Origin of the sequence: Kribbella italica (genome assembly GCF_014205135.1) — a bacterium.
GTDB lineage: Bacteria > Actinomycetota > Actinomycetes > Propionibacteriales > Kribbellaceae > Kribbella > Kribbella italica.
The window spans coordinates 3947948-3963419 of record NZ_JACHMY010000001.1; the positions used below are offsets into that span (position 1 = coordinate 3947948).

Annotated in this window: 14 protein-coding genes; 7 read left to right on the forward strand and 7 right to left on the reverse strand. The window is 69.7% G+C overall.

Annotated elements, in window-relative coordinates; all coding sequences use genetic code 11:
• The first annotated feature begins 628 nt into the window (after window positions 1-628).
• Both HDA39_RS18250 and HDA39_RS18255 read left to right on the forward strand, forming a co-directional pair.
• The gene (locus HDA39_RS18250) at window positions 629-952 is read left to right on the forward strand and encodes a YciI family protein (protein ID WP_184796560.1); all 324 of its coding nucleotides are present in this window, start codon (window positions 629-631) and stop codon (window positions 950-952) included.
• Window positions 949-2172, forward strand: coding sequence for a DUF6596 domain-containing protein (locus HDA39_RS18255; protein WP_184796562.1), 1224 nt, complete (start codon window positions 949-951; stop codon window positions 2170-2172). Before HDA39_RS18250 ends, HDA39_RS18255 begins: the two co-directional genes overlap by 4 nt.
• 183 nt (window positions 2173-2355) lie before the next feature.
• On the opposite strand, the gene HDA39_RS18260 is transcribed toward HDA39_RS18255, so the two are convergent.
• Complete coding sequence (locus HDA39_RS18260) at window positions 2356-4362, reverse strand: vWA domain-containing protein (protein ID WP_184796564.1); 2007 nt, start codon at window positions 4360-4362, stop codon at window positions 2356-2358.
• Between the two features lie 148 nt (window positions 4363-4510).
• On the opposite strand from HDA39_RS18260, the gene HDA39_RS18265 reads away from it, so the two are divergent.
• From HDA39_RS18265 to HDA39_RS18285, 5 genes are all read left to right on the forward strand, one after another.
• Window positions 4511-5068 carry a helix-turn-helix domain-containing protein gene (locus tag HDA39_RS18265; protein WP_184796565.1) on the forward strand — a complete coding sequence of 186 codons (558 nt, stop codon included), beginning with the start codon at window positions 4511-4513 and terminating at the stop codon, window positions 5066-5068.
• Between the two features lie 138 nt (window positions 5069-5206).
• Window positions 5207-6079: a transporter substrate-binding domain-containing protein gene (locus tag HDA39_RS18270; protein ID WP_184796567.1), complete on the forward strand. Its 873-nt coding sequence runs from the start codon at window positions 5207-5209 to the stop codon at window positions 6077-6079.
• Window positions 6079-6822 (forward strand): amino acid ABC transporter permease, encoded by a 744-nt coding sequence (locus HDA39_RS18275; RefSeq protein ID WP_184796569.1) that lies wholly within the window; start codon window positions 6079-6081, stop codon window positions 6820-6822. The genes HDA39_RS18270 and HDA39_RS18275 overlap by 1 nt, the downstream gene beginning before the upstream one ends.
• Entirely contained in the window at window positions 6806-7549 is a 744-nt protein-coding gene (locus HDA39_RS18280) for an amino acid ABC transporter ATP-binding protein (protein ID WP_184796571.1), read from the forward strand. Before HDA39_RS18275 ends, HDA39_RS18280 begins: the two co-directional genes overlap by 17 nt.
• A gap of 109 nt (window positions 7550-7658) precedes the next feature.
• Window positions 7659-8528: a polysaccharide deacetylase family protein gene (locus HDA39_RS18285; protein ID WP_184796573.1), complete on the forward strand. Its 870-nt coding sequence runs from the start codon at window positions 7659-7661 to the stop codon at window positions 8526-8528.
• Here the strand turns inward: HDA39_RS18285 and HDA39_RS18290 are convergent.
• From HDA39_RS18290 to HDA39_RS18315, 6 genes are all read right to left on the reverse strand, one after another.
• The gene (locus HDA39_RS18290) at window positions 8512-9264 is read right to left on the reverse strand and encodes an HAD-IIA family hydrolase (RefSeq protein WP_184806232.1); all 753 of its coding nucleotides are present in this window, start codon (window positions 9262-9264) and stop codon (window positions 8512-8514) included. The genes HDA39_RS18285 and HDA39_RS18290 overlap by 17 nt on opposite strands.
• Before the next feature lie 821 nt (window positions 9265-10085).
• Window positions 10086-10745 (reverse strand): ribulose-phosphate 3-epimerase, encoded by a 660-nt coding sequence (gene rpe / locus HDA39_RS18295; RefSeq protein WP_184796574.1) that lies wholly within the window; start codon window positions 10743-10745, stop codon window positions 10086-10088.
• Window positions 10746-10758: 13 nt separating this feature from the next.
• Complete coding sequence (locus HDA39_RS18300; protein WP_184796576.1) at window positions 10759-11583, reverse strand: precorrin-6A/cobalt-precorrin-6A reductase; 825 nt, start codon at window positions 11581-11583, stop codon at window positions 10759-10761.
• A 7-nt stretch (window positions 11584-11590) separates the two neighbouring features.
• Window positions 11591-12502, reverse strand: a complete 912-nt coding sequence (locus HDA39_RS18305) for a COG1361 family protein (RefSeq protein ID WP_184796579.1) — start codon at window positions 12500-12502, stop codon at window positions 11591-11593.
• 70 nt (window positions 12503-12572) lie between these two features.
• Entirely contained in the window at window positions 12573-14117 is a 1545-nt protein-coding gene (locus HDA39_RS18310; protein ID WP_184796581.1) for a purple acid phosphatase family protein, read from the reverse strand.
• A gap of 111 nt (window positions 14118-14228) precedes the next feature.
• A complete protein-coding gene (locus HDA39_RS18315) occupies window positions 14229-15446 on the reverse strand; it encodes a HupE/UreJ family protein (RefSeq protein ID WP_184796583.1) in 1218 nt (405 codons plus the stop codon).
• Window positions 15447-15472 lie beyond the last annotated feature (26 nt).

Genomic DNA, 15472 nt, shown 5'->3' on the forward strand with positions numbered 1-15472 from the left:
TTGCGACCACTGACGCGGTACATCGCGGCAGTCGTCGGACAAGGCAACAGTCGACGGGTTGGTGGAGACGGGTGGGGCTGAGATGGTTTGGGTGAAGGCGCCGGGCTGCTCCTGCGGGGCCTGAGTCGGGCGAGCGGAGGTCGGGCCGGATGGATCGGTCGGCGCAGGGGGTGCGACCGGGCCGGCGACCGGCGGTTGGCGAGCGGCAGTTGAGCCGACGCGATCGGTCGGCGCCGGTCGGCGAGCGCGACCGAGCCGAGCCGGGGTGGGCCAGGCCGAGCCGGACCGAGCCGAGCCGGACCGGACCGAGCCGGACCGGACCGAGCCGGACCGGACCGAGCCGGACCGGACCGAGCCGGACCGGACCGAGCCGGACCGGACCGGGCCGAGCCGGGCCACGGTGCGAGCGGCGACCGCGGGCCGGGCTGATCGGTCAGCGGATGGTCGGGCTGCTGGTGAAAGTTGGCCGCGGGTCGACCGGCACGGACACCAGGCGGGATAGCGTCGGAGCGGCACCTGCTCGACGGACAGGAAAGTTCTCGCACCCCTTGTCGGATCCGCGGGGTCGGGTTCGTTGCAGAGGTGAGTGGGCGCCCGGCGGGGGTGACCGAGAAGCAGGAGGACCGCGATGCAGTATCTGGTGTCGGTGATCGACGACAGGACGGCGTCCGCCACGGACGACGAGCTGGCTGCGATCGACGGGTTCAACGAGCGGATCCAGGCGGACGGGAGCTGGGTGTTCGCGGGTGGGCTGGCGGCGCCGAGTTCGGCGACGGTGATCGACAACCGGGACGGCGCGGCGGTGTTCACCGACGGGCCGTTCGTGGAGTCGAAGGAGTACCTCGCCGGGTTCTGGGTGCTGGAGGCGCCCGATCTCGACGTCGCGCTCAGGCTCGCGGCCGAGGGGTCGCGGGCGTGCCACCGCAGGGTCGAGGTGCGGCCGTTCCTGTGAGCGAGGTCTCCGACGCGATCACCCAGGCCCACCACGAGGAGTGGGCCCGGGTCGTTGCCGCACTGACCAGGCGTTTCGGCGATCTCGACATCGCCGAGGAGGCGGCCGCCGAGGCGTTCGCGACGGCGGTCGAGAAGTGGCCGGCCGACGGCGTACCGCCGAACCCCGGCGCCTGGCTCACCACCACCGCGAACCGGAGGGCGATCGACCGGCTGCGCCGGGAGAACAAGCGCCCGGACAAGCAGAAGGAGGCTCAGATGTCGTACGACGTACCGTCCGAGCCCCTCGGCGCGATCGACGACCCGCGGCTGCGGCTGATCTTCACCTGCTGCCACCCCGCGCTAGCGATGGAGGCGCGGATCGCGCTGACGCTGCGGATGGTCGGCGGGTTGACCGTGCCCGAGATCGCCCGGGCGTTCCTCGCGCAGGAGTCGACCGTGGGGCAGCGGATCACTCGCGCGAAGGGCAAGATCAAGGCGGCGCGCATCCCGTACCGGGTGCCGTCCGCGGAGGACCTGCCGGGTCGCGTCTCGGGCGTGCTCGCGGTGCTGTTCCTCGTGTTCAACGAGGGCTACCTCGCGACCGCCGCTGACACCGATCCGGTCCGGCACGAGCTGACCGCCGAGGCGATCCGGCTCACCCGCCTGATCCGCGGCCTGCTGCCGAACGACGGGGAGACCGCCGGGCTGCTCGCGCTGATGCTGCTCACCGAGTCCCGCCGGACCGCCCGGGTGTCCGCGCACGGCGAACTGGTCACCCTCGACGAGCAGGACCGCGGCTCCTGGGACGGGGAACTGATTGCCCAGGGCCACCAGTTGGTCCGCGAACGGCTGGCCACCGGGATGGCGCCGGGGCGTTATCAGCTCCTGGCCGCGATCAACGCCGTGCACACCTCGGCCCGCGACGTGCGCGACACGGACTGGTCGCAGATCGTTGCCCTGTACGACCAACTGGTCCGGCTCGACCCGTCGCCGATCGTCATCCTCAATCGCGCGATCGCCGTGGCCGAGCTGGACGGACCGGACGTGGCGCTGGGGATCGTCGACCGTCTGGAAGACAAGCTGGAGACCTACCACGCCTTCCACGCCACCCGGGCCGACCTGCTGCGGCGTCTCGGCCGCAGCAAGCAGTCGCGGGCGGCGTACGACAAGGCGATCGAGCTGGCCGGAAACACGGCCGAGACGGCCTACCTGACCCGGCGCCGCGACCAGCTCGGCTGACCAACTGCTCAGCGTAGTAGCTCGGGCCGACCACACCTTGGCTGCCGAAGACGTCCAAGCTGCCGGTCCCGGCGCCCGCAGTGCGTGCGAACGACGCCGACGATCGCGCTGGCCGGCGGCACCGTCGCGACACCCACTGTGCCCCGGACGGTCTGGACCGTCCGGGGCACAGTGAGGTGTCGGTCAGCGCGGCGACTGGTTGGGGTTGTACTGGTTGGGCGGGTACTGCTGGCCCGGGTACTGCTGCTGCGGAACGGCCTGCTGGGTCGGCTTGCGGAGGCGAAGAACCGCCCAGCCGCCGAGCAGGATGAGCAGCAGTGCGCCGCCGCCGAGGCCGCCGATCAGCCCGTACGGCGTACCGTCGTCGTCCTTGGCGGTGTCGGTGGGAATGGGCCCGCCGGCTTCGGTGGTCTCGCCCGACGGCTCGGACGACTCGGAGGGCGTGGCGCTGGGAGTGACCGAGTCACCCGCGACCGGAGTGGCGCCGTCGGTGTAGGCGGGCTTACCGGTGCCGGCAGTGCCAGGGGTGGCGACGGTCAGCGTCATCGGGACGGTGAAGGCCTTGTCGTTGTCCTTGCGGGTCAGCGAGACGACGATGTAGTACTCGCCGGGCATCGACATGCCGGTTTCCTGACTGGTGCCGCCGTCGCGGTTCAGGTAGCGGATCTCCTTGGTGGTGATCGCCTGGGTGACGCCGCGCTTGGTGAGCACGCCGCGCTTGCCGCCGGGGCCGCCGGGCACGCCCTTGGGGAAGACCGAGAAGGCTTCCTCGCCGGCCGGTGAGATCACCGCGGTGTCGACGTACCGGATCAGGCCCATCGCGTCGGCGGTCGCGCCGCGGACCGGAGGCACGGTGACCTGGGCCTGGATCCGCTGACCCCAGTCGGCCTTGACCTTGTACAGCTGCAGCTCGCCCGGCATCAGCGTGGTCCGGTACGTTCCGGCCTCCAGCAGCGGGGCGTCCGGGAAGCTCGAGCCCGGGACGATGTCGCGCGGGGTGGTGCCGCGCATCGTGACCCAGGTCGGGTCGTCGGCCTTGGCCGGCAGGTCGGTGGTGGACTCGACCGGCGGCTCCTCGTCGACCCGCAGCTCGAACGGCACGTCCTTGAGCTCGCGGAAATCCTTGCCCGGGTCAACGGTCAGGACCAGCACCTCGTCCGAGGCACACTTGCCGTCCTTCTTCTTGTACTTCGTCCAGCTCGACGCCGTGCCGGTGGCGAAGCCCTGGTCGCCCTCCTGGACCCGCGGGAAGGTCCGCCCGCACTCCTCGCCGTCGAGCGTCGCCAGCCGCAGCTCGGTCTGGATCACCAGGCTCGTCGCGCCGGGCGGACGGCGGAAGCTGAGCCCGGCGCGCAACGTCGAGCCGGTCATCGTCCGCTTGATCGTGAAGTGCTTCACCCGGTCCTGCAGGTCGAAGTCGTCCGAGTACAGCCCCGGGCCGACCTCCGGCGAACCCGGCTGCTCGGCCGTGCCCTGCACCGGCGTACCGGAGATGCGGAACGGCCGGAAGGCCCTGGTGGACAGCCGGTCCAGGCCGGCCTCGAGGTCCGTCGTGGAGTCCGCGTCGTAGTAGTCGCCGCGCCCCTCGCGGGCGACGCACTGCAGGTCGCTGCGCGCCTTGCCCGTCACCCGGAACCCGACCACGTCGATCTTCAGGTCGATGCCCTGCTTGGCGATCGAGCGCGCCACCGCGCACGGCTCCGGCGCACACGTCGCCTCACCGTCGGAGACCAGCACGATGGTGCGCTTGCCCTCGGCCCCGAGATCCTTGGCGGCCTGCTGCAACGAGTACCCGATCGGGGTCTCGCCGTACGGCGTGTACTTCGCGATCGCCGTCCGCAGGGCCGGCCGGTTCCCGGTGCCGATCGGGACGGTGAGCTGGGTGTCGGTGCACGCGCCGGGCTGGCTGCGCTTGAACACGGTCGCGCCGTACACCCGGAGGCCGACCTGCGCTTGCTCGGGCAGCTTGCCGACCACGCGGGTCAGTGCCGTCCGGGCCGCGACGATCTTGGTCTGGCCGCCGCCGGCGGGCTCCTTCATCGAGCCGGACGAGTCCAGCACCAGCACCAGCTTGCCGTCGTCCCCGTCGGCCGGAGCCGCGTGGGCGGTGCTGATCGAGTGGCCGGCCAGCAGCACCGCGGCGGCCAGCAACAGGGCCGAGGGGCGGCGGAGCGCTCGCGTTCGCAACATCGGGTTCCTCCAGGTGAGATTCGCTATCGCAAGCTTTGCAGTTTGCGATCGCGAATGTCAACTCAGGCTCAGCAGTGGATTTTCGGCTTCGCAGCTGCGAAGATCGCTGCAAAGACTCGCGCGCGGACACAGGGAGCACATCACGCCAATGGACCAGACGGCGCAGAATTTGCAGCTCCAGACCGACCTGTACGGCGAACCGCTGGGCGACCTGATCCGCCGGATCGCCGGCACGCTCGGCCTCACCCAGGCCCGGGTCGCCGACGTGATCGGGCTGTCCGCGCCGATGCTGTCGCAGCTGATGAGCGCCCAGCGGGTGAAGATCGGCAACCCGAACGTCGTCTCCCGGCTGCAGGCCCTCGACGAGTTCGCCCGCCGCGACGGTGCCGTCAACTACCCGCGGGACGTGATCGACATCGCACTGCTCGAGATCGGCGGCAGCTCCGGCGCGTTCACCAAGGCGTCGACCAGGGTCACGGAGTCCTGGACGACTGGGCCCGGTCCCTCCGCGACGCAGCCGATGACCAGCACGACGATGGTCCGGATGATCCAGGACCTGTTCCGCGAAGTCGCCTCGGCCCGCGAGATCGAGCGCGCCGCGGAGCTGATCAGCGCGGAGTCGCCGCGACTGGCCGAGCTGCTGATGATCTACGGTACGGGACGGACCGATGACGCTGTGGCACACTTCCAGCGTCGCTCCGGCTGATATACCACGCCCGGAGTAGACATTCCGGAGCCGTCTCATCCGGTGTCACGACGGAATTCCGCCCGCACGGGCGGCGTTAGCGTCGTGCGGTGGGTCATCCCCACCGTTCCAGATCACTTGTCACCAAAGGAGACACCTGTGCGCGCCATCAGCGCCTTCCGCCGCCTCGCCGCTCTCGGTACGGCCGTCACCCTGGCCGTCGCGCTGGCCGCCTGCGGCAGCGACGACACGACCGATGCCTCCGGCCCCGACCTGGGCCTGCTGCAGCAGGGCACGCTGCGCATCGGCACGCTCACCGACGCGCCGCCGAACGTGTACGTCAAGGACGGCAAGTTCACCGGCTTCGACAACGACCTGATCACCGCGGTCGCGGCGAAGCTGAACCTCAAGCCCGAGTTCGTCGGCACCGACTTCTCCGCCCTGCTCTCGCAGGTCAACGGCGGCCAGTACGACCTCGGCAGCTCCTCCATCACGATCACCGAGGCGCGCAAGAAGACTGTTGCGTTCAGCAACGGCTACGACTTCGGCTACCTGGGGCTGAACACCACCAAGACCTCCGGTATCACCAAGTTCGACCAGCTCACCGGCAAGCGCGTGGTCGTCGTCCAGGGCACCGTCCAGGACGACTACGCCACCGAGAAGCAGCTCGACCCGGTCCGCGTGCCGAACTACAACGCCGCGGTCGGCCAGCTCAAGGCCGGTACGGCGGACGCCTGGATCTCGCCCGCCGAGATCGGCGAGAAGATGGCCAAGGAGCAGGGCGGCGGCGTCGTGATCCTGGCCGCGAAAGAGCTCAGCTCCGCGCCCACGGCGTACGCGGTGGCCAAGAGCAACGACAAGCTGCGCGAGGCGGTCAACAAGGCGCTCGACGAGGTGATCGCCGACGGCACCTGGACGAAGCTGATCGAGCAGTACTACCCCGGCCGCGCCGTACCGGAGACCTTCAAGCCGGGTAGCGGTTCGGTCAAGTTCACCGCACCGAAGGCCGGCGCCACTCCCGCAGCCGGCTGATGGACGTCTGGTCCACCCTCAACGACACCTTTCTCGACTGGGAGTCGATGAAGGCAGTCCTGCCCGAGATGCTCAAGGTCGGGCTGGTCAACACACTGATCTTCGCCGCCGCCTCGGTCGTGCTGGGCACTGTGCTCGGCATGGTCGTGGCGGTGATGGCGCTGTCGCGGCACTGGTGGTTCCGCTGGCCGGCGAAGATCTACACCGACATCTTCCGCGGGCTGCCGGCCATCCTCACCATCCTGCTGATCGGTCAGGGCCTGTCCCCGATCACCCGGCAGTGGTGGGGCCCGAACCCGTACCCGCTCGGCATCCTCGCGCTGTCGCTGATCGCCGCCGCCTACATCGGCGAGATCTTCCGTTCGGGCATCCAGAGCGTGGAGAAGGGCCAGCTCGAGGCGGCCCGCGCGCTCGGCTTCGGCTACAGCACCGGGATGCGGCTGGTCGTCATCCCGCAGGGCGTACGGCGGGTGCTGCCGGCGCTGGTCAACCAGTTCATCGCGCTGATCAAGGAGTCCAGTCTGGTCTACTTCCTCGGGCTGCTCGCCAGCCAGCGGGAGCTGTTCAGGATCGGGCAGGACGCCGCCGCGACGAACGGGAACCTGTCACCGTTGCTGCTGGCCGGGATCTTCTACCTGATCATCACGGTGCCGCTGACGCACCTGGTGAACTGGTTCGACAAACGGCTGCGCGAAGGCCGCCCCACCGAGGTCGAGGAGCTCGTCCATGCCGACCATCGTTGAGTCCGCGGCCAGCCTGGAGCTGACCGGGATCGAGCTTGCCTTTGGCAACAACAAGGTACTGCGCGGCGTCGACCTCGCCGTACCGGCCGGATCGACCGCGTGCGTGATCGGGCCGTCGGGCTCCGGCAAGTCGACGTTGCTGCGGGCCACCAACCGGTTGCTCGAGCCCGCGGCCGGGGACATCCGACTGGGTGGCGAGTCCGTGCTGAAGAGCAATCCGGACGAGCTGCGGCGGCGGATCGGGATGGTGTTCCAGCACTTCAACCTGTTCCCGCACAAGACGGTGCTGGAGAACATCACGCTCCCGCTGCGCAAGATCAAGGGCCTGACCAAGGAGGGTGCTGCTGACGCGGCGCTCGTCCAGCTGGAGCTGGTCGGGCTGAAGGAGAAGGCCTCGGCGCGACCGGGCAACCTTTCCGGTGGCCAGCAGCAACGAGTCGCGATCGCTCGGGCGCTGGCGATGAAGCCTGAGGTGATGCTGTTCGACGAGGCGACCTCGGCGCTGGACCCGGAGCTGGTGAAGGGCGTGCTCGGGCTGATGGCCGACCTCGCCGGGGCCGGGATGACGATGGTGGTCGTGACGCACGAGATGGGCTTCGCCCAGCAGGTCGCGGATCAGGTCGCGTTCATGGATCGCGGGGTGGTCGTCGAGGCCGGGGCGCCGGAGAAGCTGTTCAGCGCGGCGGAGTCGCCGAGGCTGCGGCAGTTCCTGTCACAGGTGCTCTGAGAACGTCCGGTATCCGGGTAGTTGACGCGGAAGCGGCGTGGGGGCCGCCGTTTCCGCGGATCGGGCCGATCGTGGGCACAGTGAGGCCGCCAATCGCCCTGGGGGACACATGGTCCTGCGTCATCCGCCCGACCGCCGCCGACTGTCCGCCGCGTTGTCCGCGCTGATCTCCTCCGAGCCACCGGAGGAGTCGCCGGCCGCCTCCCTCCCACCGGAGGGGGCGTTCCAACCGGAGGAGCCGGGTCCAGGCGGAGGTGCCCGTCCCAAGCCGTCGGCCGCCGTACTGATCGCGCTCCTGGTCTTCGCGCTGGTCGTGGGCCTCGGCACGGCCGCCATCGGCGAGTCCTACGAACCGAGTGCCGGGGGCGCGGCGGCACCGGCCGCGGCCCCAGCTCCCGCCCCCGCGAAGTCCGTCGTCCTCACCTTCGACGACGGACCGGACCCGCGGTACACCCCGCAGATCCTGGCCATCCTCGATCGGTACGGCGTCAAGGCGACGTTCTTCGTGATCGGCACCGAGGCGAGACGCCACCCGGAACTCATCCGTGCACTGACGCAGCGCGGGCACAGCGTGCAGAACCACACCTGGTCGCACGCCGACCTGACCAAGCTGTCGTGGAGCGCGTTCCAGCGTCAGGTGAGGGACACGGACGCACAAGTCCGTGCCGCCGGCGGCAAACAGCCGGGCTGCCTGCGGCCGCCGTACGGCACGCGCGGCGCGCTCCTAGACCGGAGGGCGGCCGGGCTCGGCAAGCGCCTCGTCTTCTGGGACGTCGACTCCCGCGACTGGACCCGGCCGGGCGTCGCAGCCATCCAGAACCGCGTGGCCACGAACGCCCGCGACGGCTCGGTGATCCTCTTCCACGACGGCGGCGGAAACCGCGCGCAGACGATCGCCGCACTGCCCGGAGTCCTGAAACTGCTGCAGGCCAGCGGCTTCGGCTTCCGGACCGCGGCCTGCGCTAAGCCAGTGCGGTGATCAGCGGCACGACGTCGGCGATCGACTCGACGATGCGGGTCGGCCGGTACGGGAAGCGGTCGACCTCGTGCTCGCCGGTCGACCCGGTCAGCACGAGGATGCTGCGCAGGCCGGCTTCGAGACCGCTGATGATGTCGGTGTCCATCCGGTCGCCGATCATCACCGAGGTCTCGGAGTGCGCCTCGATACGGTTGAGGGCCGAGCGCATCATCAGCGGATTCGGCTTGCCGACGAAGTACGGCGCGATGCCGGTCGCGCGGGTGATCAACGCGGCGACCGAACCGGTCGCGGGCAACGGCCCTTCCGCGGACGGGCCGGTCGGGTCCGGGTTGGTCGCGAGGAAGCGGGCGCCGTCGGCGATCAGGCGGATCGCCTTGGTGATCGCCTCGAAGGAGTACGTCCGGGTCTCCCCCAGGACGACGTAGTCGGGGTCGCGGTCGGTCAGCACGTACCCGACCTCGTGCAGCGCGGTGGTAAGCCCGGCCTCGCCGATCACGTACGCCGTACCACCGGCCCGCTGGTCGTCGAGGAACTGCGCGGTCGCCAGCGCGCTGGTCCAGATCGCCTGCTCCGGGACGTTGATCCCACCCGCCAGCAAGCGGGCGCGGAGATCCCGCGGGGTGTAGATCGAGTTGTTCGTCAGCACCAGGAACTTGCGCCCCGACGACTGCAGTGTCCCGATGAACTCCGAAGCCCCCGGAATCGCCCGCTCCTCGTGCACCAGCACACCGTCCATGTCGGTCAGCCAGCTTTCCACCGGCTTGTGCTCACTCACCACAATCTCCTCGCCGTCGGCCTGGGTCTGATCCTCGCAGACCTGGTCCCGCCCGTCCGTCAACCGGTCCGCCTCAGCCGCCCGGACCTGCACCACTCACCAAGCAGTCCCACGGGCGTGACGCCACGCTCAGCACCGCCCGGATCAGCAGGCATCCGCTCGGTTAGTGAGTGATGGAGGTCCGCCGACGACCGACGCCCCTGACCGCCGGCACGCATGCGGCCGACCAGGTTGCACGTGGCTGAGGCCGCTCCGGCCGGAAAGAGCTGGGGGTCCGGGCCCGAGCCTCGCGCACCCGGCGGGCGGAGTCGACACTCTGTGGACCGACGCGTGGAGCCAGCGCCTCGCCGACCGGCGCGTGGAGCCGTGCCTCGCGGACCCGACGCGTCAAGCTGGCGCGTCGCCGACCCGGTGCGCGGAGCCCGCGGGCTCACCGCCCCGGCGCGTGGGGCCTGCATTTCGTCGACCGGTGACCTGACCGTCGGCGCGCATGCGGCCGGGCAGGTTCCACGTGGCTGAGGCCGCTTCGGCCGGAAAGAGCTGGGGTCAGGGCCCGAGCCTCGCGGACCCGGCGCGTCAAGCTGGCGCCTCACCCACCCGGTGCGTGGAGCCCGCCCCTCGCCGACCGGTGCCCTGACCGTTGGCGCGCATGCGGCCGGGCAGGCTCCAGGTGGCTGAGGCCGCTTCGGCCGGAAAGAGCTGGGGGTAGGGCCCGATCCGCACCGGCCCGGTGCGTGGAGGTGGGGCCTCGTGGACCTGGTCGGTGGGCCTAGGGCGCGGGGTCAGCTGGCGGATTGGGCCAAGGTGCGGAGGGTTTCTACCATTTGGTTGGGGTTGTCGGCGGTGTAGACGGCGGAGCCGGCTACGAAGACGTCGGCGCCGGCTTCGGCGCAGCGTTCGATGGTTTCGGCGGAGACGCCGCCGTCGATCTGGATCCAGAGGTCGAGGCCGTGTTTGTCCAGGAGGGCGCGGGTGCGGCGGATCTTGGGGAGGCAGACGTCGAGGAACTTCTGGCCGCCGAAGCCGGGTTCGACGGTCATGATGAGGATCATGTCGAGCTCGGGGAGGAGGTCCTCGTACGGCTCGATGGGGGTCGCGGGCTTGAGGGCCATCGAGGCGCGGGCGCCCTTGGCGCGGATCTCGCGGGCGGTGCGGATGGGGGCGCGACAGGCCTCGGCGTGGAAGGTGACGCTGCTCGCGCCGGCCTCGACGTACCCGGGAGCCCAGCGGTCCGGGTCCTCGATCATCAGGTGGCAGTCGAGGGGCTGAGCAGCGGCCTTGGCCAGGGACTCGACGATCGGCAGGCCGAGGGTGAGGTTCGGGACGAAGTGGTTGTCCATCACGTCGACGTGCAGCCAGTCGGCGTTCGAGACCGCCGCGGCCTCGTCGGCCAGCTTGGCGAAGTCCGCGGACAGGATGCTCGGTGCGATCTGGATACCCATAAGGGTTCGGATTCTACCGACGGGCCCGCAGCCACTCGACGACCTGGTCGACGGACTCGACGGCTTGTACGCCGGGCGGCAGCGGCGGCCGACGGATGACGATCACCGGTACGCCGAGTTGGCGGGCCGCGGCGAGTTTGGCCGAGGTCTGGTCGCCGCCGCTGTCCTTGGTGACCAGTACGTCGATCTGGTGCTCGCGGAGGAGATCGAGCTCGGACTCCAGCGCGAACGGGCCGCGGGCGAGGAGGAGCGTGCACCAGTCGGGCAGGACGGCGGGTGGGTCGACGCAGCGGGCGAGGGTCCACAGTCCGGTGCGGGAGAAGGCGGCGAGACCCTGTCGGCCGATGGTGAGGAAGACGCGCGTTCCGACTTGTGGGAGAAGGTGGGCGGCCGCCGCAGCCGAGTCGACCCAGTGCCACACCCCGCGGGCGCCAGGGCTGGGAGTGCCAGAGACGGAGGCGTCATGCCTGGAGTCACCAGAGCCGGGACCGCCAGGGGTGGAGGCACCAGGCCCGGCGTGCCCGGCTGGGTCGGTCCAACCCGGGCGTCGGAGCACGAGCAGCGGAATCCCAGTGCGCTGTGCTGCTTCGGCTGCGTGTTCGGTCATCGTTGCCGCGAACGGGTGTGTTGCGTCGATCAGCGCGTCGATCTGCTCGGCGCGAAGCCACGCGATCAGGCCTTCCACTCCCCCGAAGCCCCCGTGGCGAACAGCGCCCACCGGCAGCACAGCGTTCGTCGTACGGCCGGCCAGGGACGACACGACATCTACGCCCTGCGCGATCAGGAGGTCGGCGAGGCGGCGGGCTTCGCCGGTGCCGCCGAGGAGGAGGACCTTCACAGGCCAACTATCTCGCAGCAGCCTTCCGGCGGCGGACGATCAGCGCAGCAACAAGCAAAAGCACCAGCACCACGACAACCACCAGCGGCAGGAGCCGAGCGTGCGCACCGGCGTCGACCGGCGCCAGCAGCGAGGTCGAACCGGCGGCATCGATCAGCAGCGGCGTGACCGTGACATCGGCGCTCAGCGGTACGACAGCTGCGACCCCCTTGACCGCAACTGTCGCCTTCCACTGGTCGCCCGGCAGCAGTGCCGGCGAGTCGGCGACGTCGCCCGACGACGCGCGCAGCTGACCGAACGGCCCGGCCAGCGAAGCCTTCTGCCGCGCGGACACGGTCGCGTTGCCGGTGTTGTGCACGGTGTACGTGACCGTCGCCTCTCCACCGACCAGCGGCGGATGAACCTGTACGTCGCTCACCGACAGCTGCGGCTTCAGCTCACCACCGACCCGCAGCTGGATCCGGACCCCCATCCGCTGCTCACCGGACGACGACTTGACCGACGTGACGATCCCACCGATGTGATCACCAGGCGACGCATCCGAAGGCACGGTCACGGTGAACGGCACCGAAGCAGCCTTACCCGGCTGAATCGTCACCCGATCAACCGCCGGATGCGCCCAGGCTCCGACGCCGGTCGACGCGAAGCCCTGTCGACGCAGGTCCAGCTGACCCGACTCCGCGGTGAACCCGTCCGCCGCATAGACCGCCAGCTCGAGCGCGGCAGTTCCCCGGTTGACGACCGACAGCCCGTCGTCCACCTTCTCCCCCGGCGCGACCGTGTACGTGTAGTTCTGCCGGTCCGGACCGAAGGCGTTGTCGGCCGGCTGCACGCTCCACGGAGCATCAGCGGCGAAGGCCGGTACGGCGTACAGGCCGAAGGCCACCGCGACGGCGGCCAGGAGACGGATCGATCGCATGGGATGAAGTCCTCGGAAAGTAGGAAGGTGGAGCGAGCCCCCGCCCGCCCCACCCCGTGCCGTCAAAGGCTCAGCGGAGCCAGTTGGTGTCGGCGGCAACCTTGTGGTTGCCCTTGCCACCCTTGTAGGTGGTGATGGCCACCTTGTCGACGACCGAGCCGACCGGCTGGGCCGGCGACGCGCCGCTGTTCGGGCCGCACCAGTCGACGTTGCCCTGCTCGACGGCGGCGTTCGGCGCGGCGCAGGTGCCGCTGCGCAGGTTCTCGACGACCAGCTTGTTGTTCTTGACCTGCACCCGGACGTAGGTCCGGACGTGCTCCTGGTTCTCGACCGAGTTGGCCCAGTGGTTCTTCGGGTTCAGTGGGTCGGGACCGTAGTTCGGGTCCTGCGTGACGTCCGGCGCGGTCAGGTCGTAGTACTTCGAGCCCGACGCGGAGTTGGCCGTCACGTAGACGACGCCGCCCGGCCCCTGGGTGACCTGGGTCGCTCCCGGCTGCTCCTTCTTGTTCGCCTTCTTGCCGTTCTTGATCTGGTAGCTGCGCGAGTAGCTGTGGTCGTGGCCCTGCAGGACCAGGTCGACGCCCAGGTTGGAGAAGGCGGTCGGGAAGTCCTGCCGACGGATCTGGTTGTCACCGTCGTTGGCGTGCGCGGCCGGCGAGTAGATCGAGTGGTGGTAGACCAGCACGGTGTACTTGGCCTTGGCGCCGTACTTGTTCACCACACCGGTCACGTAGCCGATGTGCGCGGCGTCGGAACCGTTGGAGTAGGCGTTGCTGTTCAGGTCGATGAACAGGACACCCTTGTACAGGTACCAGTAGTCACCGCCGGATCGGGTCGCGGCGTCGCCGTTGTAGTACGGCGTCGAGCGGTCGGTGTTCGGCGTCCAGAAGTGCTGCTCGTACGCCTTGCCGCCGACGTCGTGGTTGCCGATGGTCGCGGCCCACGGGTACTTGCGCAGTACGTCGGACCCGAGGAAGGCGTCCCACTGCGTCTCGACGTTCGCGGACTCGACCTGGTCGCCACCGGAGACCAGCAGCTCGGCCTTCGGGTTGGCGGCGGTCGCGACCTTCAGGGTGTCGGCCCAGCCGGCACCGTCCTTGGCGACGTCACCGGACGAACCGATCTGCGGGTCGCCGAAGAACAGGAAGCTGAAGTCGCCCTTGAAGTCCTGGGTCTGGAAGGTGTACGTCGGCGACCAGTGACCGGCGTTGCCGATCCGGTAGGCGTACTTCTGCCGCTGCTTGAGACCGTCGATCGTCGAGTGCGCGTTGTAGCCGCCGTTGACGGAGTTCGGCGACACGGTCGCCGGGAAGGAGGTCGGGTTCTTCGGGAACTCGCCCTTCTTCAGCTGGTTGGCCGGGACGACCTGTACGAGCGTGCCCGCGTTGGTCGAGGCGTACCAGCTCAGGACGCGCTGGTTCTCCTTGGCGCCGACGCCGAGCACGACGCGAGAGACGACGACGGGCTCGCCGTCGACGGGCTTCTTGGCGGCCGTCGCGGTCGGCAGACCGCCGGCGAACACTGTGGACACCCCCACCATCGCCACCGCGGCCAAGGCCAGGCGACGTCCAGCAGCTCCGCGGGGGCGGACCTGCTTCCACTGCTTGAACTTCATCGATGTTCCGTCCGTTTCAGGTCCGAGAAGTAGTTGCTTCGCCAACTTCCTCGCGGTGGGTGGATCGGTGGTGAACAACTGTTTCCCCCCGGCCGAAATATTCGGGGTCAATCAAAATGCGACCCGCTGGACGAACCAGACCAGACCGGTCACGGCGACTCCGGCCGAGAGCACACCGGTCACCCAGAGTGCGGTGACCGGCGTACGGCGGCGCAGCAGCGCGAGGACCGGGAAGACCAGCGCGATGATCGTCAGCTGGACGGTCTCGAGGCCGATGTTGAACACCAGCAGCGACCAGAGCAGCTGCCAGGACCACGCCGCGTCGATGCCCAGCGCGCTGGCGAACCCGAGGCCGTGCACGAGCCCGAAGCAGAACACGACCCCGAGCCGGATCCAGCCCGCGCGGTCCAGGCTGAGGTGGCGGTTGCGGATCGTCTCCAGCTCGCCCGCGTGCAGACCTCGTTGCCTGAGGCGCCAAAGGTGCCAGCCCGCGACCACCGCGATCGACAGCGCGATCACCGGCTCGACGAACGACGCCGGCACCTGCACGATGCCGAGCGCGGCGAGCACGAACGTGACCGAGTGCGCGAGCGTGAACGACGTCGCCGCGAGCACGACCTCGCGCAGCCGGCGGGACCCGGCGATGAGTGCGAGCAGGAACAGGATGTGATCGATGCCAGTCAGCAGGTGCTCGGCGCCGAGCCGGAAGAACTCCCAGAACCGCTCGGCCGTCGACTGGTGGGTCGAGAACGACCGGTGCTCCTTGTCGAGCGCGGCACTGCCCGACTTCAGATCGAGGTCGTAGGTGAGGATCGTCTTGGTGTCCTTGACGTAGGTCTCGCCGTCCGGGAACAACTCACTGCGGATCTCGTGCTCGTCGGCGGGCTCGGGACACTCGTAGTCCAGGACGAGCAGCACGTACGGCGCACCGTCGCGCTCGGTCATCGTGTAGCCACCGTCCTGCGTCGGCGTACAGGCCTGGCCATCGGCCGCGACGGTGAACCGCTTGCCGACGTAGGCGTTCACCGACTGCGTGTGCGCCGTCAGCGCCGCCGCTTCGGCGACCGGATCCTGGGCGTCGAACGCGGCGGTTCCCGCGCGAAACAGGGCGTCGTCCTGCTCGGCGTCGGCATCCGCGGTGGAGACCACCAGCAGGTCGTACTCGAGGCCGAGCTCGGCGCGGACGTGCCCGCGCTCGGGCGCCGTGACGTCGACGTACACGACCGAACTGAAACCGTGCGCCGACGCGAGTGGGGCGCCGAGCGCCAGGCCCAGGACGGCGAGGAGGAGCGTGCCGAACCCGGCACGCACAGAGCTACGGAAAAACATGATGCCTTCTCTCTAGTCGTTCGCAC